This window comes from Caballeronia terrestris (assembly GCF_001544515.1).
Taxonomy (GTDB): domain Bacteria; phylum Pseudomonadota; class Gammaproteobacteria; order Burkholderiales; family Burkholderiaceae; genus Caballeronia; species Caballeronia terrestris.
In genome coordinates, this window is the sequence record NZ_FCOL02000006.1 from 204,066 (window position 1) to 224,569 (window position 20,504).

At 64.9% G+C, this 20,504-nt stretch carries 18 protein-coding genes and 1 tRNA gene; 11 read left to right on the forward strand and 8 right to left on the reverse strand.

Translation table 11 applies throughout. The annotated features are described in order from the left end of the window. The first annotated feature begins 829 nt into the window (after positions 1-829). The 6 genes from AWB67_RS08020 (at position 830) to AWB67_RS08045 (ending at position 8,307) form a co-directional block, all read left to right on the forward strand. On the forward strand, positions 830-4,150 hold the full coding sequence (locus tag AWB67_RS08020; protein ID WP_087655695.1) for an Rne/Rng family ribonuclease: 3,321 nt from the start codon (positions 830-832) through the stop codon (positions 4,148-4,150). A 183-nt stretch (positions 4,151-4,333) separates the two neighbouring features. Beyond that, complete coding sequence (moaA, locus tag AWB67_RS08025; protein ID WP_087655696.1) at positions 4,334-5,443, forward strand: GTP 3',8-cyclase MoaA; 1,110 nt, start codon at positions 4,334-4,336, stop codon at positions 5,441-5,443. A gap of 79 nt (positions 5,444-5,522) precedes the next feature. After that, on the forward strand, positions 5,523-6,074 hold the full coding sequence (mobA, locus tag AWB67_RS08030; protein ID WP_235025074.1) for a molybdenum cofactor guanylyltransferase MobA: 552 nt from the start codon (positions 5,523-5,525) through the stop codon (positions 6,072-6,074). 127 nt (positions 6,075-6,201) lie between these two features. Beyond that, the gene (gene moeA / locus AWB67_RS08035) at positions 6,202-7,500 is read left to right on the forward strand and encodes a molybdopterin molybdotransferase MoeA (protein ID WP_087655698.1); all 1,299 of its coding nucleotides are present in this window, start codon (positions 6,202-6,204) and stop codon (positions 7,498-7,500) included. Between the two features lie 49 nt (positions 7,501-7,549). Beyond that, positions 7,550-7,825 (forward strand): hypothetical protein, encoded by a 276-nt coding sequence (locus AWB67_RS08040; protein ID WP_087655699.1) that lies wholly within the window; start codon positions 7,550-7,552, stop codon positions 7,823-7,825. Beyond that, positions 7,825-8,307, forward strand: a complete 483-nt coding sequence (locus AWB67_RS08045; protein WP_087655700.1) for a GNAT family N-acetyltransferase — start codon at positions 7,825-7,827, stop codon at positions 8,305-8,307. Before AWB67_RS08040 ends, AWB67_RS08045 begins: the two co-directional genes overlap by 1 nt. A 3-nt stretch (positions 8,308-8,310) precedes the next feature. Here AWB67_RS08045 and AWB67_RS08050 read toward each other — a convergent pair whose 3' ends face one another. From AWB67_RS08050 to pncB, 5 genes are all read right to left on the reverse strand, one after another. Then, the gene (locus tag AWB67_RS08050) at positions 8,311-9,777 is read right to left on the reverse strand and encodes a DNA recombination protein RmuC (protein ID WP_087655701.1); all 1,467 of its coding nucleotides are present in this window, start codon (positions 9,775-9,777) and stop codon (positions 8,311-8,313) included. After that, positions 9,774-10,754, reverse strand: coding sequence for a 2-hydroxyacid dehydrogenase (locus AWB67_RS08055; protein WP_087655702.1), 981 nt, complete (start codon positions 10,752-10,754; stop codon positions 9,774-9,776). The genes AWB67_RS08050 and AWB67_RS08055 overlap by 4 nt, the downstream gene beginning before the upstream one ends. Before the next feature lie 9 nt (positions 10,755-10,763). Further along, positions 10,764-12,170 carry a sodium:proton antiporter gene (locus AWB67_RS08060; RefSeq protein ID WP_087655728.1) on the reverse strand — a complete coding sequence of 469 codons (1,407 nt, stop codon included), beginning with the start codon at positions 12,168-12,170 and terminating at the stop codon, positions 10,764-10,766. A gap of 5 nt (positions 12,171-12,175) precedes the next feature. Beyond that, positions 12,176-12,847 carry a LutC/YkgG family protein gene (locus tag AWB67_RS08065; RefSeq protein WP_087655703.1) on the reverse strand — a complete coding sequence of 224 codons (672 nt, stop codon included), beginning with the start codon at positions 12,845-12,847 and terminating at the stop codon, positions 12,176-12,178. Positions 12,848-12,926: 79 nt separating this feature from the next. Further along, positions 12,927-14,123 (reverse strand): nicotinate phosphoribosyltransferase, encoded by a 1,197-nt coding sequence (gene pncB, locus AWB67_RS08070; RefSeq protein ID WP_087655704.1) that lies wholly within the window; start codon positions 14,121-14,123, stop codon positions 12,927-12,929. Positions 14,124-14,438: 315 nt separating this feature from the next. Between pncB and fdxA the strand changes: the two genes are divergently transcribed. Together fdxA and AWB67_RS08080 are read left to right on the forward strand one after the other, a co-directional pair. After that, complete coding sequence (gene fdxA / locus AWB67_RS08075; RefSeq protein ID WP_087655705.1) at positions 14,439-14,762, forward strand: ferredoxin FdxA; 324 nt, start codon at positions 14,439-14,441, stop codon at positions 14,760-14,762. A 114-nt stretch (positions 14,763-14,876) separates the two neighbouring features. Beyond that, positions 14,877-14,952 (forward strand) — tRNA-Asn (locus AWB67_RS08080). Positions 14,953-15,167: 215 nt separating this feature from the next. Here AWB67_RS08080 and AWB67_RS08085 read toward each other — a convergent pair. From AWB67_RS08085 to AWB67_RS08095, 3 genes are read right to left on the reverse strand one after another with little or no spacing between them, the layout of a single operon-like run. After that, positions 15,168-15,749 (reverse strand): LutC/YkgG family protein, encoded by a 582-nt coding sequence (locus AWB67_RS08085; protein WP_087655706.1) that lies wholly within the window; start codon positions 15,747-15,749, stop codon positions 15,168-15,170. Further along, positions 15,746-17,137, reverse strand: coding sequence for a lactate utilization protein B (locus AWB67_RS08090; protein ID WP_087655707.1), 1,392 nt, complete (start codon positions 17,135-17,137; stop codon positions 15,746-15,748). Before AWB67_RS08090 ends, AWB67_RS08085 begins: the two co-directional genes overlap by 4 nt. Then, on the reverse strand, positions 17,134-17,877 hold the full coding sequence (locus AWB67_RS08095) for a (Fe-S)-binding protein (RefSeq protein ID WP_087655708.1): 744 nt from the start codon (positions 17,875-17,877) through the stop codon (positions 17,134-17,136). The genes AWB67_RS08090 and AWB67_RS08095 overlap by 4 nt, the downstream gene beginning before the upstream one ends. A 109-nt stretch (positions 17,878-17,986) precedes the next feature. Between AWB67_RS08095 and AWB67_RS08100 the strand changes: the two genes are divergently transcribed. The 3 genes from AWB67_RS08100 to AWB67_RS08110 all read left to right on the forward strand — a co-directional run bounded on the left by AWB67_RS08100 (position 17,987) and on the right by AWB67_RS08110 (position 20,390). Further along, on the forward strand, positions 17,987-18,727 hold the full coding sequence (locus tag AWB67_RS08100; RefSeq protein ID WP_087655709.1) for a FadR/GntR family transcriptional regulator: 741 nt from the start codon (positions 17,987-17,989) through the stop codon (positions 18,725-18,727). Positions 18,728-19,005: 278 nt separating this feature from the next. Further along, entirely contained in the window at positions 19,006-19,485 is a 480-nt protein-coding gene (locus AWB67_RS08105) for a CreA family protein (RefSeq protein WP_087655710.1), read from the forward strand. A gap of 83 nt (positions 19,486-19,568) precedes the next feature. Further along, positions 19,569-20,390, forward strand: a complete 822-nt coding sequence (locus AWB67_RS08110; protein ID WP_087655711.1) for a helix-turn-helix transcriptional regulator — start codon at positions 19,569-19,571, stop codon at positions 20,388-20,390. The last annotated feature ends 114 nt before the right edge of the window (positions 20,391-20,504 follow it).

Genomic DNA, 20,504 nt, shown 5'->3' on the forward strand with positions numbered 1-20,504 from the left:
CTGTACAGGTGCAAGCGATAAACCATCATTTTACTTGCGCCCAGGGTCCGTTGCTCACCCGGGAAACGAGCAACGAGTTGCACGCACGGCGATATCGCGTGGCAGGGACGGTGCCCACAGGCGCGTTCGGTCGGGTCGATCGCTGATCGGTAACGGATTTTTGGTCCAAGAATTTTATCGGCGAGATGCGAGGCGTCCGGTCTAAAACCGGATGTCATTCCCACCCGGCTCGGGTATCCAGAGGTATCGAGCGGGACGGAAAATCGAAGCTCGCCGATTGCGAACAACGTCGACGGGAAACGCTGCTGCGCTGAAACGTGCGAAGCGCGAAGACCGTCGCAAATGAGGCGAGACACCCAAGGCAGGTCACCGGGAGCTTTCGACGCCCACGATCTGTCGCCGCGGCCTGGCCGCTGCTTCGACGTCATCGGTCACTGAGTATTCGCGCCGTTTTCGCGCGGACCGCCAACGGCGAAGCCGCATCAGGAGGAACACGGCTCTTTTCGCGCCCGGCGGTCCGGCGCGTCTGGTCGTCACGGACGCGCGCGGTCACCCACCGTGCCGTTCGAGCCGCGAGCCGCGTCTGATTCACGGCGTGTCGAAGCCGTTTTCGCATGTGCCCCCGGGGCTTGGCCGCCGCGACGCGTTTCGTCGCGAGTGGTGGCCGAAGTCTCTCTCCAGGCAATTCTCCCCGCCAGAACTCCCGCTCCAGCGTGCTTTGTGACAACACACACAATAAGCGCGGCATGCCCGCCCTCCCGCTTTGCGCGCCTGACAACCGCGCGAATTCGCTGAATGAGGGACGGCAGAGCCGCTCTGGAGCCGTTCAATGAAACGCATGCTGTTTAATGCGACGCAGCAGGAAGAGCTGCGCGTCGCCATCGTCGATGGGCAAAAACTCATCGACATCGACATCGAAACCGCCGGGCGCGAACAGCGCAAAGGCAATATCTACAAAGGAGTCGTCACCCGCATCGAGCCCTCGCTCGAGGCCTGTTTCGTCAACTACGGCGAAGACCGCCACGGTTTTCTGCCATTCAAGGAAGTCGCCCGCCAGTATTTCCGTGACGGCGTCGACATGCGCTCCGCCCGCATCCAGGACGCGCTGCGCGAAGGCCAGGAACTCATCGTCCAGGTCGAGAAGGAAGAGCGCGGCAACAAGGGCGCGGCCCTTACCACGTTCATCTCGCTCGCCGGACGCTATCTCGTCCTGATGCCGAACAACCCGCGCGGCGGCGGCGTGTCGCGCCGGATCGAAGGCGACGAGCGGCAGGAATTGCGCGAAACGATGGCGCAGCTCGACCTGCCCGACGGCATGAGCATCATCGCGCGCACGGCGGGAATCGGCCGCTCGGCCGAAGAACTCCAGTGGGACCTGAACTACCTGATGCAACTGTGGCGCGCGATCGAAGCGGCGTCGCAGAGCGGCGTCGCCGGCACGCCGATGCTGATTTATCTCGAATCGAGCCTCGTCATTCGCGCGATTCGCGACTATTTCCAGCCGGATATCGGCGAAATTCTCATTGATACGACCGAAATCCATGACCAGGCGCGCGCCTTCATGGACATCGTGATGCCCGACAACTTGCCGAAGGTGAAGCGCTATCACGACGACGTGCCGCTCTTCTCGCGCTTCCAGATCGAGCATCAGATCGAAACCGCGTACTCGCGCACGGTACCGCTGCCCTCGGGCGGTGCGATCGTGATCGACCACACGGAAGCGCTCGTCGCCATCGACGTGAACTCGGCGCGCTCGACCAAGGGCGCGGACATCGAGGAAACGGCCACGCGCACGAACCTCGAAGCCGCCGATGAAGTCGCGCGGCAGTTGCGTCTGCGCGATCTGGGCGGGCTGATCGTGATCGATTTCATCGACATGGAATCAGCCAAGAGCCAGCGTGAAGTCGAGCAGCGCCTGAAAGATGCGCTCAAGCACGACCGCGCGCGCGTCCAGATGGGCAAGATTTCGCGCTTCGGATTGATGGAACTGTCGCGTCAACGTCTGCGTCCGGCGCTCTCCGAAGGCAGCCACGTGACCTGCCCGCGCTGTAACGGCACGGGTCACATTCGCGATACGGAATCGTCCGCGCTGCAAGTGCTGCGGATCATTCAGGAAGAAGCGATGAAGGAAAACACCGCGGCGATCCATTGCCAGGTGCCGGTCGAAGTGACTGCCTTCCTGCTGAACGAAAAGCGCTCGGAAATCAACAAGATCGAGTCGCGGTTCAAGGTCAACGTCGTGCTGATTCCGAACAAGCACCTCGAGACGCCGCATTACAAGCTGGAGCGCCTGCGCCACGACGACGCGCGCCTCGACGACCCGCGCGCCTCGTGGAAAATGGCCGTGGAAGCCGCGACCGAGATGGAATCGGAGACGGGCTACAGCAAGCGCACCGAAGAAGTGAAGCCGAAGCAGGAAGCGGCGGTCAAGGGCATCACGCCGGCTTCCCCGGCGCCGAGCGCGCCCGTGAAACCGGCTCCGGTCGAAGCGTCGGCGGCCGCGCCTGTCGCAGCGGCAGCTCCGGCTGCGGGCGGGTTCATCGGCTGGTTGAAGAACCTGTTCGGCATGCAGCCCGAAGTGAAGCCGGCGCCGGCTCCTGTCGAAGCGACGCCGCCGGCACGGCCGGTGCGCGAGCGCTCGGAACGCGGTGAGCGTCCAGGCGGGGATCGGAATCGGAATCGCCGGGGCGGTGCAGCCGCCCGCGACGGTGCGCCGGCGAGCGCCAATGGCGCGAATGGCGCGAGCGCGGGTGACCGTCCGGGCAGCCGTCGCGAGGAACGGGAGCCGCGTGAAGCGCGTCCGGGCCGTGAACCGCGCGAGGCACGTGAGACGCGCGAAGGCCGGGAGCCGCGCGAGGGTCGGGAACCGCGTGAGGCGCGTGAACCGCGCGAGGGCCGTGAGCCGCGTGAAACTCGCGAGCCGCGTGAACCCCGTGAAGCGCGCGAACCGCGTGAGAATCGTGAACGTGGCGAGCGCGCCGAGCGTCCGGAAGCGGAGCGCCAGGAGCGTCGCGAACGGCCGGAGCGCGGTGAACGCCGGAAGCCGCAGCCGGAAGCCGCCGAAGCACTGACGCAGGGCGAAACGGCGGCATCGGATATCGTCGAAAACGCGCAGGCCAATGCGGATGCGCAGATCGAAACGATCGATCCGACTCTCTCGCCCGCCGATCAGGCCGCCGCAGCGCGTGACGGTGAAGAACGCCGCCGCCGTCGCCGGGGCCGTCGTGGCGGACGTCGCGAGCGCGACGAGGAAGGCGTGAACCACGCCGCCGATGTCGCCGAAAGCGAAGGCTCGGCGGAAAGCATGCCGGCGCAGGCGGGCGTGTTCGATACGGGCTCGTCGCAGGAATCGGGCGAACGGCGCGAAACGCGTCCGGTTGCGCCTGTCGAGGCAGCGGCGGTCGCCGTGCCGGTTGTCGCAGCGGCTGCTGTGGTCAGCGTGACGGAATTGCGCGAGGAAATCCGAGCGGAAGCGGTCGAGCCGGTGCAACCGGTGCAACCTGCGGAAGCCGTCCAGGCGGAAACGTCGCCGGAAGTCGCCGCGCCGACGCCCGATCTGTTCGCAAAGCCTGCCGCGCCGCAGCCCGCCGAGAATCCGTTCGGCGCAGAGCCGAAACTCGCTGAAGCGAAGCCTGTCGATCCTTTCGCACCGGTCGGGCACGAAGCGCCTAAGGCCGTAGAGCAAGCGGCCGAGGCGGTCGAGACGGTCGCAGCGCAAGCGGAGCGGCCGGCCGAAACGCCGGTAGTCGTCGCCGAGCCGGCAGTTGAAGCCGAGCCTCTGAAAACGGCTGCAGTCGCCGCGACGCCTGAGTCGGACATTGTCGCCGAGCCGCTCGTGACGCAGGCGCCCGCGCCCACGCTGGTCGAATCGGAGCCGGTAAAAACGTTCGAACCGACGGCGACAATCGCACCGGAACCGGTCGCGACGCAGACGCCGATCCAGCCGACGCCGCTAAAGGAAGAAGCCCTGCAGCCGATGCTGGAAACGGCCGGTCTCGTCTGGGTGAACACCGACGCTGACAAGCTGCGCGCAGCCAGCGCCGCCGAGCAGGCGGAAGCGCCGAAGCGCGCGCCGCGTGAGCGCAAGCCGCTCCCGCCGCTCGACGCCGCGCCGATGCAGCAAGTCGAAACGGGCAAGGACGCGCACTAGGCGCGGCAGCAGGAACCAAGCGGGACGACGAAGCGCCACCGGCTCACGCCGCGTGGCGCTTTTTTCTTGGGAATAAGGCACAAATAGGTAGGACAGCCTTACCAAAAGGTATAAGCGCCCTAGCGGCCGCGTCGGGCTAAAATACTCGTTGCAGCCCGACACAAAACCATATAAAGACCCGCCATGTCCCGACGCATCATTCCCGTTGCCGATGTCAGCACGATTCCGGATTTCTCGGGGATCGCGACGACGCCGTCGGGCCTCCTCACCGATACCCTTGCGCGGCCGCTGCGCGACCTGCGCATTTCGGTGACGGATCGCTGCAACTTCCGCTGTGTCTATTGCATGCCGCGCGAAGTCTTCGACAAGGACTATCAGTTCCTGCCGCACGCCGCGCTTCTGTCGTTCGAGGAAATCGAGCGGCTCGCGCGAATTTTCGTCGCGCATGGCGTCGAGAAAATCCGGCTGACGGGCGGCGAGCCGCTTTTGCGCAAGAACATCGAATTTTTGATCGAACGCCTGGCGCTCTTGCATACGCCGGAAGGCCGGCCGCTCGACATCACGCTCACCACCAACGGCTCGATCCTCGCGCGCAAGGCGCAGTCGCTGAAGAATGCGGGCCTGTCGCGCGTGACGGTCAGCCTCGACGCCCTCGACGACGCCCTTTTCCGCCGCATGAACGACGCCGATTTCGCCGTCGCGGACGTGCTCGAAGGCATCGATGCCGCGCACGCCGCCGGCCTCGCGCCGCTCAAGGTCAACATGGTGGTCAAGCGCGGCACGAACGACGGCGAAATCCTGCCGATGGCGCGCCACTTCAAAGGCAGCGGCACGGTGCTGCGCTTCATCGAATACATGGACGTGGGCGCGTCGAACGGCTGGAACATGAGCGAAGTGCTGCCTTCCGCCGAGGTCGTCGCGCGCATCGCCCGGCACTTTCCGCTCGCGCCGCTCGAAGCGCACTCGGCCGCCGAAACGGCGCAGCGCTGGGGCTACGCGGACGGCAGCGGCGAAATCGGCGTGATTTCGAGCGTGACGCGCGCGTTTTGCGGCACCTGCACGCGAGCGCGGCTATCGACGGAAGGCAAGCTCTACCTCTGCCTCTTCGCGAGCTACGGCCACGACCTGCGCGGCCTGATGCGAAGCGGCGCAGGCGACGAAACCATCGCGACCGCCGTCGCGCGCATCTGGGAACGGCGCACCGACCGCTATTCGCAACTGCGCGGCAGCAACGCGTTGCCCGCAGCCGATCCCGACGCGCCGCGCGTCGAGATGTCCTACATCGGCGGCTGAGGTGGCTGACGTCGGCCATTCGCGCGTCGGCCGCAAGGACATCACCGGCGTCGTGCTCGCCGGCGGACGCGGGTCGCGCATGGGCGGCATCGACAAAGGCATGCAGCCGTTCGACGGCGCGCCGCTCGCGCTCCACGTGCTGCGGCGCCTCGCGCCCCAGGCCGGTGCGATGCTGATCAGCGCGAATCGCAGCGTCGATGAGTACGCGTGCCTCGGCGAGCCGTTCGGCGCGAAAGTCGTCACCGATACGCTGCCCGATTTCCCCGGCCCGCTCGCCGGTATCGTCGCCGCGATGCGTGCCGCGCCGACCGACTACGTGCTAACCGCGCCCTGCGACGCGCCCTTCCTCGACGAAAACCTCGCGCAAACGCTGGCCGATGCCCTCATCGCGCACGACGCCGATATCGCGACCGCCGTCGTCGAAGCGAACGGCCGACGCGATCTGCATCCCGTGTTTGCGCTCTTGCGCGCGTCGCTCGCCGATGACCTGGAAGCCAGTCTGCGGGCGGGCGAGCGCAAGGTGCGCGCGTGGTACGCGCGCCACAGGACGGTGGAAGTGGCGTTCGCGAATGTGCACGCGTTTTACAATGTCAATGATTTGCAGCAGCTCGCCGAGCTGGAACGCCGGTAGTCATCCGCTCCAGTGACGCCGGTTTTCACCGAGCGCCTTCTCCTCCCGACCCGCCCGCGACGAGCGCACCCGGCGTCGCGAGACACCTGATCCAATCGCCCGACTTCAGTCGCGACCCTCCCGATTCATGACCACGTCCAGGCCGTTTCCCGATTGTGTCGCCCATTTCGATCCGAACGCGCTGCCCGTCAGCGCGGCGCAGGAAATCGTGCGCCAGTGGGCCGCGCCAAGGAGACCCGCGCCAGCCGAGCGCGTGAGCCTCTTCGATGCGCTCGATCGCGTGCTGGCCGAAGACGTGATTTCGCCGATCGACGTGCCTGCGCACGACAATTCCGCGATGGACGGCTACGCGTTCGCGGGCGCGGTGCTCGAAAGCGCGGGGGAAGTCGATTTGACGGTGATCGGCACGGCGCTCGCGGGCCAGCCGTACCCGAATGCGCCGGGTACCGCGCAATGCGTGCGCATCATGACGGGCGCGCTGATTCCGCCCGGCTGCGACACGGTCGTGCCGCAAGAACTCGTCAAGCGCGAAGGCGACGCGATTCGGTTCGCGGCGAGCGCGCTGCGTCAAGGACAAAACCGCCGCCTCGCGGGAGAAGATCTCGCGAAAGACCGGCCGGCGCTTCGCGCGGGACGCATCGTGCGCGCGTCGGATCTCGGCTTGCTGGCGTCGCTCGGGATCGCGGAAGTTTCGGTGCGGCGGCGTCTGCGGGTCGCGTTCTTTTCGACGGGCGACGAGTTGCGCTCGGTCCGCGAGACGCTCGCGCCAGGCTGTGTCTACGACAGCAACCGCTACACGCTTTACGCGATGCTGCGGCGGCTGAACGTCGAGCCGGTCGATCTGGGCATCGTGCGGGACGATCGCGCGTCGCTCGAGATCGCGCTGCGCCGCGCGACCGAGGCCGCCGACGTCGTCATCAGCTCGGGTGGGATCTCCGTCGGCGATGCCGACTTCACGCGCGAGTTGATGAATTCGCTCGGCGACGTCGCATTCTGGAAGATCGCGATGCGCCCCGGCCGCCCGCTCGCCTTCGGCCGGCTGTGGTCCGGTCCGCGCCCGGGCGACGGCGAATCGGCGCTCTTCTTCGGCTTGCCCGGCAACCCAGTCGCGGTGATGGCGACGTTCTACTTCATCGTGCGCGAGGCGTTGCTCGCGATGTCGGGCGCGGCACGCGAGGCGCTGCCGGTGATCGAAGCCGTGAGCACCGAGCCGCTGAAAAAACGCGCGGGCCGCACCGAATTCCAGCGCGGCATCGCGAACCGCGGCGAGGACGGGCGCTTCACCGTCGTCACGACGGGCCCGCAAGGCTCGGGCGTGCTGAGTTCGATGAGCGAAGCGAACTGTTTCATCGTGCTTGAGCACGAGCGCGGCGACATCGACGCGGGCGACGAGGTCCGCATCGTGCCGTTTGCCGGACTGATCTGAACCACGCAGCAACGCATTTGATACATCGACAGCAGGGGATTTTCCTTCAATGAAAAAGCAGATTTCCTTCATCGCGCCGGGTCAGACGGCCAAGGCGCTGATCCTCGTGTACCTGACGTTCAGCGTGCCGATCGTGCTGATCGGCGTGCTGGTCGCGTTCTTCCGATTCGGCTCCGTCGAGCTCAGCACGGTGACGAGCGCGCTGCTGCTCAACGCGATCCTCGGCTTCGTGCTGCTGTGGATCGCGTGCCACGCGTACAACTGGGTGGCGTCGCGCTTCGGCGGCATTGAGATCGTGCTGTCCGACGCGCCGGAGGAAGCGTGATGAGCACGTCGATCCGCGCCGCCGCACCCGCCGATATCAGCGCGATCTTCAGGCTGATGATGGAGCTCGCCGAGTTCGAGAAGCTCACGCATCTGTTCATCGCGACCGAGGACGGCGTGCGCGACGCGCTGTTCGGCCCGCGCCCGGCTGCGGAAGCGCTCGTTGCGGAAGAAAGCGGCCAGATCGTCGGTTATGCGCTCTTTTTTCACAACTACTCGACGTTCCTCGGCAAGCGCGGCCTCTATCTCGAAGACCTGTACGTGCGCCCGACGCTGCGCGGCAGCGGCCTCGGCACGAAGATGCTGCGCACGCTGGCGGCGCTCGCGATCGAACGCCGGTGCGGCCGTTTCGAGTGGTCGGTGCTCGATTGGAACCAGCCGGCCATCGATTTCTACGAAAAGATGGGCGCGACCGTGCTGCCCGACTGGCGCATCGTGCGCATCACCGGCGAGTCGCTCGACAAGCTGGCGCACCAAAGCTGAAGCTCACGCCTCGTCGGGATCGTCCCCCGGCGACGCCCCGAGCAACCCCGCCGCCTGCTCGCCCGGCAACGCTTCCACGTCGCGCAGTTTCTTGCTCATCTGACGCGTGCGCGTCTCGGCAGCTTCGATCGAGCGCGTCACGGTCTCGAGCTGGCGTTTTGTGTTCGCGAGCACATCGCCGAATTTGCGGAACTCCGTTTTCACCGCGCCCAGCACCTGCCACACCTCGCTCGAGCGCTTCTCGATCGCGAGCGTCCTGAACCCCATTTGCAGGCTGTTGAGCAACGCGGTCAGCGTAGTCGGCCCGGCGATGCTCACGCGGTACTCGCGCTGTAAAAGATCGGTCAGGCCCGGCCGACGGAGGATTTCGGCGTACAAGCCTTCGGTCGGCAGAAAAAGCAGCGCGAAATCGGTCGTGTGCGGCGGCGCGACGTACTTCTCCGCGATCGCCTTCGCCTCCGCGCGCACGCGCCCTTCCAGCGCGCGCGACGCCTCCTCCACCGCGACCACGTCCGCGCGTTCCTGCGCATCGATCAGGCGCTCGTAGTCCTCGCGCGGAAACTTCGCGTCGATCGGCAGCCACACCGGCGTCGCGATGCTGCCGGCCGTGCCCGGCGCGTCGTGACGACCGGGAAGCTTGATCGCGAACTCGACGCGTTCGTTGCTCTTTGGAATTGTCGCCACGTTTTTTGCGTACTGATCGGGCGTGAGCACCTGTTCGAGCAGCGATTCGAGCTGCACTTCACCCCAGGTGCCGCGCGTCTTAACATTCGTCAGCACCTTCTTCAGATCGCCGACGCCGGCCGCGAGCGTCTGCATTTCGCCGAGCCCGCGATGCACCTGCTCCAGCCGGTCCGACACGAGCTTGAACGATTCGCCGAGGCGCTGTTCGAGCGTCGCGTGGAGCTTTTCATCGACGGTGCGGCGCATTTCTTCCAGCTTCGCCGCGTTGTTCGACTCGATGTCCTTCAGCCGTGCTTCCAGCGTCTCGCGCACTTCGCCGAGGCGCCGGTCGTTCGTCTCCGAGAGTTGCGCGAGCTGCAGCGCCAGCGCGTCGCCGAAGCGCTTGAGCGCGTTGCCCTGCTCGTCGCGCGCGTGCTGGAGTTGCAGCGCGTTGCTCTCTGTCAGCTTCACGAGTTGCTGCGAAAACGCTTCGATCTGCGCGTTCTGTACGGTCGCCATGCTGGCGAGCTGCGTCGCGAGCGTCTGCTGGAATTGCGCGAAGCCGCTGCTCGCCTCGGTGCGCGACGCGCGCGAACTTTCGGTGATGTCACCGCGCAGGCCGCGTTCGAGCCGCTCCTGCGCGCGAGCGTGCGCCTCGCCCATGTCGTTGATGCGGTCGGTCAGCGCGGCGAATTCCTGCTCGACGTCGTCGCGCGCATGACGGCGCACCAGCGCGAACAATACGATGAGGGCAATCAAAAGCGCGATCGCGAGCAACGCGACCGCGCCGGGTAACAGCATCGTCATTTCTTGAGAACGTCCGGGTTGATTGGATTCGGCGGGTTGCCGGCGCGCGGACCTTCGCCCAAACCGGCGATCAGGTTGTCGGCGGCGAGGTTCGCCATTGCGCGGCGCGTCGCTTCGCTCGCGCTCGCGATGTGCGGCGTGAGCACGACATTTGTGAGCGTCAGAAAATCGCGATTGAAATTCGGCTCATCTTCGAACACGTCGAGGCCGGCGGCCGCGATCTGCCCGCGCCGCAGCGCGTCGATGAGCGCCGCATCGTCGACGATTCCGCCGCGCGCAATGTTGGTCAGCGTCGCGCTCGGCTTCATCAGCGCGAGTTCGGCCGCGCCGATCGTGTGATGGCTCGCGCGGCTGTAGGGCACGACGAGCACGACGTGATCAGCGCGCTCGAGCAAGTCTTCCTTCGACGCATATTCCGCGTTCAGTTCCGCCTCGATCTCCGGCGCGACGCGTGATCGGTTGTGATAGATCACGCGCATGTTGAAGCCGCGCGCGCGCCGTGCAAGCGCCTGCCCGATTCGTCCCATGCCGATCACGCCGAGCGTCGAGCCGTGGATGTCGGAGCCGGTGAACGCGTTGTACGACCATTCCTGCCACTTGCCGGCGCGGAGGTAATGCTCGGATTCCGTGATGCGGCGCGCGGTCGCCATCATCAGCGCCCAGCCGAAGTCGGCGGTGGTTTCGTTCAGCACGTCAGGCGTGTTGGTGCCGAGCACGCCGTGCGCGTTGAACGCCTGCATGTCGAAATTGTTGTAGCCGACCGCCATGTTCGACACCACTTTCAAATTCGGCGCGCCTTCGATCGCCTTCGCGCCGACGGGGTCACCCGCGATGAACGCGCCGTCCTTGTCGGCGAGACGCTCGGCGATCTTGTCGGCGGGGAGCGCGGGGCCGTCGTGGGCATCAACTTCGAAATACTGCTTCAGCCGCTCGATCACGTCGGGGAAGATGGGGCGCGAAACGAAAACCTTCTTCATCGATTGCTCCTAGAAAAAAAGCCAGCCGGTGACGATAAAAATCGGCAAGAGCACGACCGCCGCCCAGCCGAGATAGGCGAAAAAGCCCGGCATGCGGACGCCGCGCGACTCGGCGATCGCCTTCACCATGAAATTCGGCGCGTTGCCGATGTAACTGTTCGCGCCCATGAAGACGGCGCCCGCCGAGATCGCGGCGAGCGTCGAGGCGCCGGTCGTCATCAGTGTTTGCGCATCGCCGCCTGCCAGGTTGAAGAACACGAGGTAGGTCGGCGCGTTGTCGAGGAACGACGAGAGCAGGCCCGTCGCCCAGAAGTACGCGATGTCGATCGGCCTGCCTTCGGCGTCCGTCACCAGATGCACGACGCCCGCGAACGCGCCCGCTTCGCCCGCGCGCAGAATCATGATGACCGGCGCGATCGTGATAAAGATCGCGGCGAAGAGCTTCGCGACTTCCTCGATCGGCGCCCAGTTGAACGCGTTGCCCGCCCGCGCGCTCTTCGGCGTGAGTGCGAGCGACGCGAGCGCCACCGCGACGAGCAGCAAATCGCGCACGGCGTTCTGCAGCGCGACGTGCGTGCCGACGACGTCGAATTGAACGCCAGGCTTCCAGATGCCGCTCATCAGCACGAGGCCAATCACCACCGCGAGCAGCAGGAAGTTGACCTTGCCGTCGATGCCGAGCGGCGGCGTGTCGGGCGTCGGATCGAGGAACGCGGCGCGCGCCTCTTCCTTCACGCGGAAATAGTAGCTGTCGAGCGCGTAGAAGAGCGCGAGCAGCACGGCGCAGATGAAGAGCATTGGCAGGGCGAGATGGACCGTCGTCCAGAAAAAGCTGACGCCGTTCAGGAAGCCGAGAAACAACGGCGGATCGCCGAGCGGCGACAGCGACCCGCCCGCGTTCGCCACCAGGAAGATGAAGAACACGACGACGTGAACGACGTGCTTGCGGTTGTCGTTCGCGCGCAGGAGCGGGCGGATCAGCAGCATCGCGGCGCCCGTCGTGCCCATGATGCTCGCGAGCACGGTGCCGAGCGCGAGCAGCCCCGTGTTCAGGCGCGGCGAGCCGTGCAGGTTGCCGCGCACGCAGATGCCGCCCGCCACGGTATAGAGCGTCGCCAGCAGGATGATGAAGGGCAGATATTCTTCGAGCATTGCGTGGACGAACGCGCCAAAGGCCGTGCCCACGCCGAACGCCAGCGCGAACGGCACGAGGAACGCGACCGCCCACGCCGCCGAAATCTTGCCGAAATGGTGATGCCAGAACGCCGGCGCGACGAGCGGAAACACCGCGATGGAAAGCAGGATGCCCGCGAACGGGATGCTCCACGGCGCGGAGAGAGTGGCGCCGTCGAGCGTCGCGGCCGATGCGCCGATCGGCAGCGCAGCGAGCGCGCCGCCTGATAACAAACGCCGCATCGTGCTCACGCCCCGCGCACGATGAACACATGCACGCGATACGGCCCATGCGCGCCGAGCACGATGGTCTGTTCGATATCGCCGGTACGCGACGGCCCCGACACGAAGTTGACCGCGCGCGGCAACTCGCCCCGTTCGGCGCGCATCAGCGCGAACGCGTCCTCGTGCGCCGCGACGATGCGCGATGCCGGCACGATCGCGATGTGCGTCTGCGGCAAGAGCGCGCCCGACGCAGGCGTCCCGGGCCCCGAGAGCAAAGCAAGCGAGCCGGTTTCGGCGGTCGCGCAAAAGCATCCGGTGATGCCGACGAGATCGGCGTCAGCGGGCTTGCGCAGTTGCACGTCAAGACCCGCGGCGCTCCACGGAAGATCGCCGAGCGACGGCCACGCGACGGCATCGGTGCCAAGGTTCAATGATTGAAGATAGCGATGCGCTTCGGCGGGCGCGTCGGTCAGCGCATTCACTTCGGCAACGGTCGTCGAAAGGCGCTCGGTCTCGAGCGTGAAGCGCGCGACGAGTTCCACCGGCGTCGATGGCAGTTCGGGACGCGGCCCTGCCGGATGACGCGCGATGTAGTCATCAGCGGCGGTGCGCTCGGCGTCCGTGGGCGCGGTCGGCCGGCCCTGCGCGCTGCGAATCCGCGCGAGAATGTTCCGGCGAGCAGCCGATGTATCCATGTTGCTGTCCTCGTTGGCCTTCGTCGATGTGGACACGATTATAGCCAGCGGTCCCTGCGGCAAGCCCTCTGCCGAACGGCTAAAGCAAGTCTTCCTCGACCGGTTGCTCGATGCCGAACACCTGCCGCAGATAGGCGAGATACGCCTTGTCGTCGCACATGTTCTTGCCCGGTGAATCAGAGAGCTTGGCGACGGGCTGGCCGTTGCAGCGAACCATCTTGATGACGATCTGCAGCGGCTGGTAGCCGAGGTCGTTCGTCAGGTTCGTGCCGACGCCGAACGCGAGCTGGCATCGGCCGCGAAAGCGTTCGTAGAGTTGCAGGACTTTCGGGATGTCGAGCGCGTCGGAGAACACGAGCACCTTCGTGCGCGGGTCGCAGCGGTTCTCTTCATAGTGCTTGATGAGCCGCTCGCCCCAGTCGAACGGATCGCCGGAATCGTGGCGGGCGCCGTCGAAGAGCTTGCAGAAGTACATGTCGAAGTCGCGCAGGAACGCCCGCATGCCGTAGACGTCCGATAGCGCGATACCGAGGTCGCCGCGATATTCCTTCGCCCACATCTCGAAGCCGAAGGTCTGCGAATCGCGCAGGCGCGGCCCGAGCGCCTGGCACGCCTGCAGGTATTCGTGCGCCATCGTGCCGAGCGGACGCAAGCCGTGTTTCATCGCGTAGAAGACGTTGCTCGTGCCCGCGAACTGCGCGCCGAGCCCTTCCTTCAGCGTGAGCGCGACTTCCTCGTGCCATTGCTTCGAGAAACGGCGGCGCGTTCCATAGTCGGCGATCTTGCAGTCGGAGAATTCGGGCGGTGTGGCGAGCAGCTTGATCTTGTCGCGCAGGCGCTCGCGGCCGATCGCGTAATCGGGCTTGCCCTGCGTGTTGCGGAAATAGACTTCGTTGACGATCGCGAGCACCGGGATCTCGAAGAGGATCGTGTGAAGCCACGGCCCTTCGATCACGATGTCGATCTCGCCGTTCTTCTTCGCCGACGGCGCGATCGTGATCGACCTTTCGTTCAGATGAAAAATGGCGAGGAAATCGATGAAATCGCTCTTGATGAAGCGCATGCGCCGCAGGTATTCGAGCTCCTCTTCCCGAAAACGCAGGTTGCAGAGCTGGCGCACTTCGTCGCGAATCTCGTCGATGTACGGCACGAGATCGACGTTCGGCGTGCGGCACCGGAACTTGTACTCGACGTTTGCCGCCGGGAAGTGATGCAGGACGACCTGCATCATCGTGAACTTGTACAGATCGGTATCGAGCAGCGAATTGATGATCATGGTCTTGGTCGGAACATCGATGAAACGCGGCCAACGCGTAACGGGGCGCACCGCCGGGTCTTCTGCGTCTCATGTTACCCGAATGCGAGCGCCGTCACGGACCGCGATCGGCGGCCCGCCGTATCCCATAAAGAAATCACGAAACGATATAAAGCCCGCGGGCTAAGGCTCGCGCTGAAATTGACCGGTACGCTACAATATTGGTTTTGGCGCGCGAAGCGTATGGTCAGGTGCAAGCCCGTGTGCAAAGCCCTGTTCACGGCCCATGTAGCCGCACCGCCGCCGCCCCCACGAATTCCGCATGCAGGAGCCTGAATGACTCACGTTGTGACCGAAAGCTGCATCAAGTGCCGCTATACCGATTGCGTCGACGTGTGCCCGGTGGATTGCTTCCGTGAAGGTCCCAACTTTCTCGCGATCGATCCGGACGAGTGCATCGACTGCGCCGTGTGCGTGGCCGAATGCCCTGTGAACGCCATCTATGCCGAAGAAGACGTCCCGGGCGACCAGCAGCATTTCACCGACCTGAACGCCGAGCTCGCGCGCGGCTGGCCGAGCATCACGAAGACGAAAGCGCCGCTTCCCGAAGCCGACGAGTTCAAAGACGTGAAGGAAAAGCTCAATCTGCTGGAACGCTGATTGAGGCCGTCAGCGTGCCGCGTGACTCGGTCAAAAAAATGATATCGAGATGGACGCGGGGTGTTGACAGGGTAGAAAACGCTCCATATAATTTCATTTCTGTGCTGCAGATGTTCCCCGATAGCTCAGTTGGTAGAGCGCCGGACTGTTAATCCGTAGGTCCCTGGTTCGAGCCCAGGTCGGGGAGCCAAAAAGTTTCAAAGCAAAAAGCCCAATCGAAAGATTGGGCTTTTTGCTTTTCTGCTCGCGTTTTTCGCTTTCCGCCCTTCAAGCAGACCTGATCGCGTGTCACCTCGCCGAACGAATTCGGTAATCGGGCTGGAGGCCCGAATCGCGATTCGAGTTATTCATGTGCGGTGCGTACCGTCGGCAAATGGCTGAAAGCGTGGATCGTCAATGACCGCTCTACGCCAGCCAAACAACCGTCAACGACCGCACGCCCTGCGCGCCACGAATCAGCACGCCTTCGATATCGGCAGTCGCGGACGGCCCGGTCACGAGCACCGCATAGCGCGCCGACTGAAAATCGTCGCGTCGATACACCTCTTGCAAGCCATCGACGAGTTGCGCCGGATCGAGCAGCACGACGAGATGCTGCACGAGATAACCGATCGAATTGACGATGTACTCGGCTTCGCTGAACCACACCGATCCCGTTTCCGCAACACCAAACCGCCCCCGTACCACACCGACATCGACGTCCTGCAACGACGCCGGCGGCGTGTCGGCCGCAAGCGCGCGAGTGCCCTCGATCCCATCGACCGCCGATGCCACCACCGCATCCGGCCCGAAGCGCCCGGTCAAGAGCGCGCGCACGTCGTCGAGACGCTCGGCCTCAACGCACGTGCCGCCCATCAGCGCGAGCGCGGCGGTGAACCGCTCGCGGCGATCGCCTTCAGGCACGCTGAACAGCGGCACGTCGGGAAGCGGGCGCGGTGCGGGCTGCGCTGCGCGGATCTTCGAGAGAAAAGCGTCGCGAGTCGTCATTTCGGTTGCTTCCGGTTTTTGCGATACCACTCGTGGAAAGTTTCAGTAGGCGCGTCGGGCAGATCGCGCTGACGGCCCCAGATGTTCAGCGGGTTGTAGAGCACGAAGTTCGGCAAGCGCTTCAGCGCGCCGCCGAGCGACGCCACCGTCGCGCGGTACAAGGTCGGACTCGCGAGCAGCCGCCCCGCCATCTTGAGCACTTCCTTCTTCACGAACGGCACTTCGTGGCGCTCGGCGATCACCTCGCGCCATTTGTAGATCTGCTCGTGGATATTCACGCGCACCGGGCACACGCTCGTGCAACTGCCGTTCATCGTAGAGGCGAACGGCAGGCTGCTGTAGCGCTTGAGGTCGAACGTCGGATTGATGATCGCGCCGATCGGCCCCGAATACGTCCCGCCGTACGACAAACCGCCGCTTCGCCGATACACCGGGCACGTATTCATGCAAGCGCCGCAGCGGATGCACTTGAGCGAGTACCAGAAATCGTCCATCGCGAGGCGCTCGGAGCGGCCGTGATCGACGAGGATGTAGTGCATCTCCGTGCCCGGACGCGGCGCGCGAAAGTGCGACGTGTACTGCGTGATCGGCGAGCCGAGCGCGCTTCGCGACAGCATCCGCACGAACACGCCGAGATCGGACACCCGCGGAATCAGCTTTTCGATGCCGATCGACGCGATATGCAGCGGCGGCACATTCGCCGACAAATCCGCGTTGCCCTCGTTCGTGCAAACGACGACGGTCCCCGTCTCCGCGACCGCGAAGTTGCAGCCGGTCATGCCCGCTGTTTGCTCGCGCACGAAGTACGGCCGCGTATGCATGCGCTGGCTTTCGGCGAGATAGTGGATGTCGCTGTTGGCCGGATCGGTGCCGATCGTGCGGCCGAAGAGTTCCGCGACGTCCGCGCGCAGCTTGTGGACCGCCGGCACGACCATATGGCTCGGGTCCTGGTGATCGAGCTGCTGGATGCGCTCGCCGAGATCGGTTTCCATCACCGTGATGCCGCGCGGCTCCAGGAACTCGCGCATCTTGCATTCGTCGGTGAGCATCGACTTGCTCTTGACGAGCGTCGTCATGCCGCGCTCGCTCATCAGCCGATGCACGATCGCGTTGTGCTCCTCCGCATCCTCCGCGAAATGCACGACGACGCCGTTCTTCTCCGCCTGTGTCACGAACTGTTCGATGTAGTCGGCGAGATGCGAGAGCGTGTGCTCCTTGATCCCCGACGCCAGATCGCGCAGCGTCTCCCATTCGGCGATGCCGTGCGCCTGCGCATCGCGTTTCGTGCGCAGGTCCCAGAGACGCTTGTCGTGGAACGCGACGTGATCCTCCTTTTGCAGGAACGCGCCCGCCGCTTTCGCGTGATCGATCCGCACAGTCTTGGTCATCCGCGTGCTCCGTTGAGAATCTGCGCGATATGGATGAAGCGCGCGTCGAGTTTCAGGCGCTCGGCGCAGCCTTGCTGGTGCATGAGACACGACATGTCGCCGGACACGATGTACTGCGCCCCCGCGCCGACGTGGTCGCGCACCTTGTCCTGCCCCATCCTCACCGATACCGCTTCCTCCGTCACGGAAAAAGTGCCACCGAAGCCGCAGCATTCGTCGGGACGCGCGGGCGAGACGAATTCGATGCCCTTCACGCGCTCCAGGAGCGCGCGCGGCTTCGAAAACGGCACCTCGGCAATCTCCGATGCCGACGCCTCGCGCAGATGCCGCACCGCGCTGCAACTGTTGTGCAGCCCCACGCGATGCGGGAATTCGGCCCACGGAAACTCGCGCACGTTCAGCACGTCGTGCAGGAATTCGGTTAGTTCGAATGCGCTCGCCCGCACCTTGCGCACGGCAGCGGTCTGCTCGATGGCGTTGAAATGCTCGCGAACGTGATGCACGCAACTCGCCGACGGCCCGACGATGTAGTCGTAATCCGCGAAATTGCGGGCGAACACGCGCTCGGCGCCGGACGCTTCCTTCTGCGCGCCGCTGTTCGCCATCGGCTGGCCGCAGCAGGTCTGTTCCTGCGGGTAATCGACGTCGAGGCCCAGCCGTTCGAGCAATTCGAGCGTGGCGATGCCAACCTCGGGATAGAAGGCATCGATGAAACAGGGGACGAACAGGGCAACTTTCATATGAGGGAACGCGCCTCGCGACGCCTTTGGTCAGCTTGGTCTGACCAAGACTTTAAAGTTTGTGTTCTTTCGTGTCAAACTAGGGAAATCCGCCAGCTTCGTCTAATCGATGACCTTCCAGCCCGTCCATTCCTATTCGCGCGTGCGCCTGTCCGATGTCGTCTCCGGCCAGATCCGGTCGCTGATTTCGAGCGGCGCGCTCTTGCCCGGCCAGCGTCTGCCCGCCGAACGGGAGCTTGCCGAGCAGTTGAACGTGTCGCGGCCGTCGCTGCGCGAAGCGCTGATCCGGCTCGAATCCGACGGCTTCATCCGGGCGGTCGCGCGCGGCGGGTTCATCGTATCGGACGTGACGGCGCCGCTCGTCTCCGATCCGCTCGCAGCCCTTCTCCAGCAGCATCCGAACGCGTCCGCGGACGTGCTCGAACTGCGGCGCGGGCTCGAAACACTCTCGACGGCCTATGCCGCCGAGCGTGCCACAGACGCTGATCTGCAACGCATCGCCGACGCCTTCGATGCGCTCCAGTCCGCCGCTGCCGAGCCGAAGCGCACGCGCATCGCGGAGAAGGACGCGGCGTTCCATCTGGCCATCGCCGATGCCACGCACAACGTCGCGCTTGCGCACGTGATGCATGGGCTGCACGAACTGATCCGCGAATCGATGCTGACATCGCACCGTTTGGTCGACTACGACGACGAAGTCGAAGCGAACCTCCTCGCGCAGCATCGCGCGATCTTCGATGCGATCGTCGCGCGCGATTCCGAACTCGCCCGCGAGGCGGCGGGCGCGCATCTCGATTATGTGCAGACGCTGTATCGCGAGCGGCCGATCAGGACTGCGCGTTCTGTATGAGCAAAGCATGAAAATACTCCGCATAGGACTACACCTACACGCGTTTCGGACAGCCTCGACTACCGCCAAGAAAGTTCTGACTCGATACTGAAGCCGTCTAATCAGAAAACGAATGGAGGAACTTCAAATGCCCTATCTTCTCGGCTGGCTGCTAGGCGTACCGGTTATCGTCCTCGTGATCCTGTATTTGATTTTTCATTGAACGCGTTGCAAGAAGCACGTCATCGCGAAAGGCGTCGTTACAATACGACGCCTTTTCTTTTTCCCGAGGAAATCCGATGAAACGCGCTCTCAGCTTCGCCGCCTCGCTCAGTGTGCTCGCCACCTTTGTCGCGCCGTGCGCGCAAGCAGAGGAAATCGCGAGCGTCAACACGAATTTCCGCTTCACCGGCTCGGATCGCGTGAGCGTCGAGGCCTACGACGATCCGCTAGTCGCCGGGGTGACGTGCTACGTGTCGCGGGCGCGCACGGGCGGCGTGAAGGGCACGCTCGGCATCGCCGAAGACCCGACGGAAGCGTCGATCGCGTGCCGCCAGGTCGCGCCGATCAAGATTGCCGAGCCGCTCAAGCAGAAAGCCGACGTCTTCAGCGATCGCATGTCGTTCATCTTCAAGACACTGCACGTCGTGCGGATCGTCGATGCGAAGCGCAACACGCTCGTCTATCTGACCTATAGCGACCGGATCACGACCGGCAGCGCGAAAAACAGCGTGACCGCCGTTCCGGTGCCCGAAGGCACGACGATCCCCGTCAAATGACGGCGCGCGTTGCAGGCAGCCGCTGAAAAGCGCGCGGCGTGTAAGATTATTCGTTCGATCTCAAAAAGTCGCCGCGCTTTCCCATGACCGTCAACCGATTCAGCGATTCCGCACGCTACTGGCGCTCCCCGCTCGCGCCCGGCGCGGACATGCTGACCGCCGAGTATCACGACCACTCGTTCACGCCGCACTGGCACGACGCGTACACCGTACCCGTCATCGAAGCGGGTGCCGAGTGCTACGACTATCGCGGCTCGCACTATGTCGCGGAAGCGGGCTCGGTTCCGGTCATCAACCCCGGCGAGTTGCATACGGGCGCGCGGGCGGTCGATGCGGGCTGGCGGTATCGCGTGTTCTATCTGCCGGTGGAGTTCGTGCAATCGATCGCGAGCGAAGTCTCGGGGCGCGCCGAGCCGCTGCCGTGGTTCCCGGCCGACATCATCCGCGACGGCGATCTCGCGCGGCGCCTGGCTTTGGCGCATCGCGCGCTCGAAGCCGGCGGCGATCCGCTCGCCGCGGAAACCGCGCTGCTCGACGCGCTTTCGACACTGCTCGCGCGGCACGCGGGCGAGCGGCCATCGGTCAGGCAAATCGGCAGCGACGCGGTGCGCGTCGAAGCGATGAAAGCGCGTCTCACCGACGATCTCACCGCGCCCGTCACGCTCGCGGAACTGGCGGCGAGCGTCGGGTTGTCCACGTTTCATGCGGCGCGGCTCTTCACGCGCGAGACGGGTCTGGCGCCTCACGCGTGGCGCAATCAGATGCGGCTCACGCGCTCGCTAGGGGCGTTGCGCGCGGGCGCTTCGGTGACGGAGGTCGCGGCGGCGAGCGGGTTCACCGACCAGAGCCATTTCACGCGGCATTTCAAGCGCGCGTTCGGAGTGCCGCCGGGGCGCTGGCGCTAAGGCAATGCTGAAAAAGGTCAACGCATCAGGGTGGCAGGCCGTTTATATTGAATGAGACAAAAGACCCTAGCGATGGCAGCAGATCAAGGCGCCGGCTTCGAGCAGTATCGTCGG

Coding starts and splice junctions, on each gene's coding strand:
- AWB67_RS08020 (WP_087655695.1), top strand. CDS start 830: ATGAAACGCATGCTGTTTAATGCGACGCAGCAGGAAGAGCTGCGCGTC.
- moaA (WP_087655696.1), top strand. CDS start 4,334: ATGTCCCGACGCATCATTCCCGTTGCCGATGTCAGCACGATTCCGGAT.
- mobA (WP_235025074.1), top strand. CDS start 5,523: ATGGGCGGCATCGACAAAGGCATGCAGCCGTTCGACGGCGCGCCGCTC.
- moeA (WP_087655698.1), top strand. CDS start 6,202: ATGACCACGTCCAGGCCGTTTCCCGATTGTGTCGCCCATTTCGATCCG.
- AWB67_RS08040 (WP_087655699.1), top strand. CDS start 7,550: ATGAAAAAGCAGATTTCCTTCATCGCGCCGGGTCAGACGGCCAAGGCG.
- AWB67_RS08045 (WP_087655700.1), top strand. CDS start 7,825: ATGAGCACGTCGATCCGCGCCGCCGCACCCGCCGATATCAGCGCGATC.
- AWB67_RS08050 (WP_087655701.1), bottom strand. CDS start 9,777: ATGACGATGCTGTTACCCGGCGCGGTCGCGTTGCTCGCGATCGCGCTT.
- AWB67_RS08055 (WP_087655702.1), bottom strand. CDS start 10,754: ATGAAGAAGGTTTTCGTTTCGCGCCCCATCTTCCCCGACGTGATCGAG.
- AWB67_RS08060 (WP_087655728.1), bottom strand. CDS start 12,170: ATGCGGCGTTTGTTATCAGGCGGCGCGCTCGCTGCGCTGCCGATCGGC.
- AWB67_RS08065 (WP_087655703.1), bottom strand. CDS start 12,847: ATGGATACATCGGCTGCTCGCCGGAACATTCTCGCGCGGATTCGCAGC.
- pncB (WP_087655704.1), bottom strand. CDS start 14,123: ATGATCATCAATTCGCTGCTCGATACCGATCTGTACAAGTTCACGATG.
- fdxA (WP_087655705.1), top strand. CDS start 14,439: ATGACTCACGTTGTGACCGAAAGCTGCATCAAGTGCCGCTATACCGAT.
- AWB67_RS08085 (WP_087655706.1), bottom strand. CDS start 15,749: ATGACGACTCGCGACGCTTTTCTCTCGAAGATCCGCGCAGCGCAGCCC.
- AWB67_RS08090 (WP_087655707.1), bottom strand. CDS start 17,137: ATGACCAAGACTGTGCGGATCGATCACGCGAAAGCGGCGGGCGCGTTC.
- AWB67_RS08095 (WP_087655708.1), bottom strand. CDS start 17,877: ATGAAAGTTGCCCTGTTCGTCCCCTGTTTCATCGATGCCTTCTATCCC.
- AWB67_RS08100 (WP_087655709.1), top strand. CDS start 17,987: ATGACCTTCCAGCCCGTCCATTCCTATTCGCGCGTGCGCCTGTCCGAT.
- AWB67_RS08105 (WP_087655710.1), top strand. CDS start 19,006: ATGAAACGCGCTCTCAGCTTCGCCGCCTCGCTCAGTGTGCTCGCCACC.
- AWB67_RS08110 (WP_087655711.1), top strand. CDS start 19,569: ATGACCGTCAACCGATTCAGCGATTCCGCACGCTACTGGCGCTCCCCG.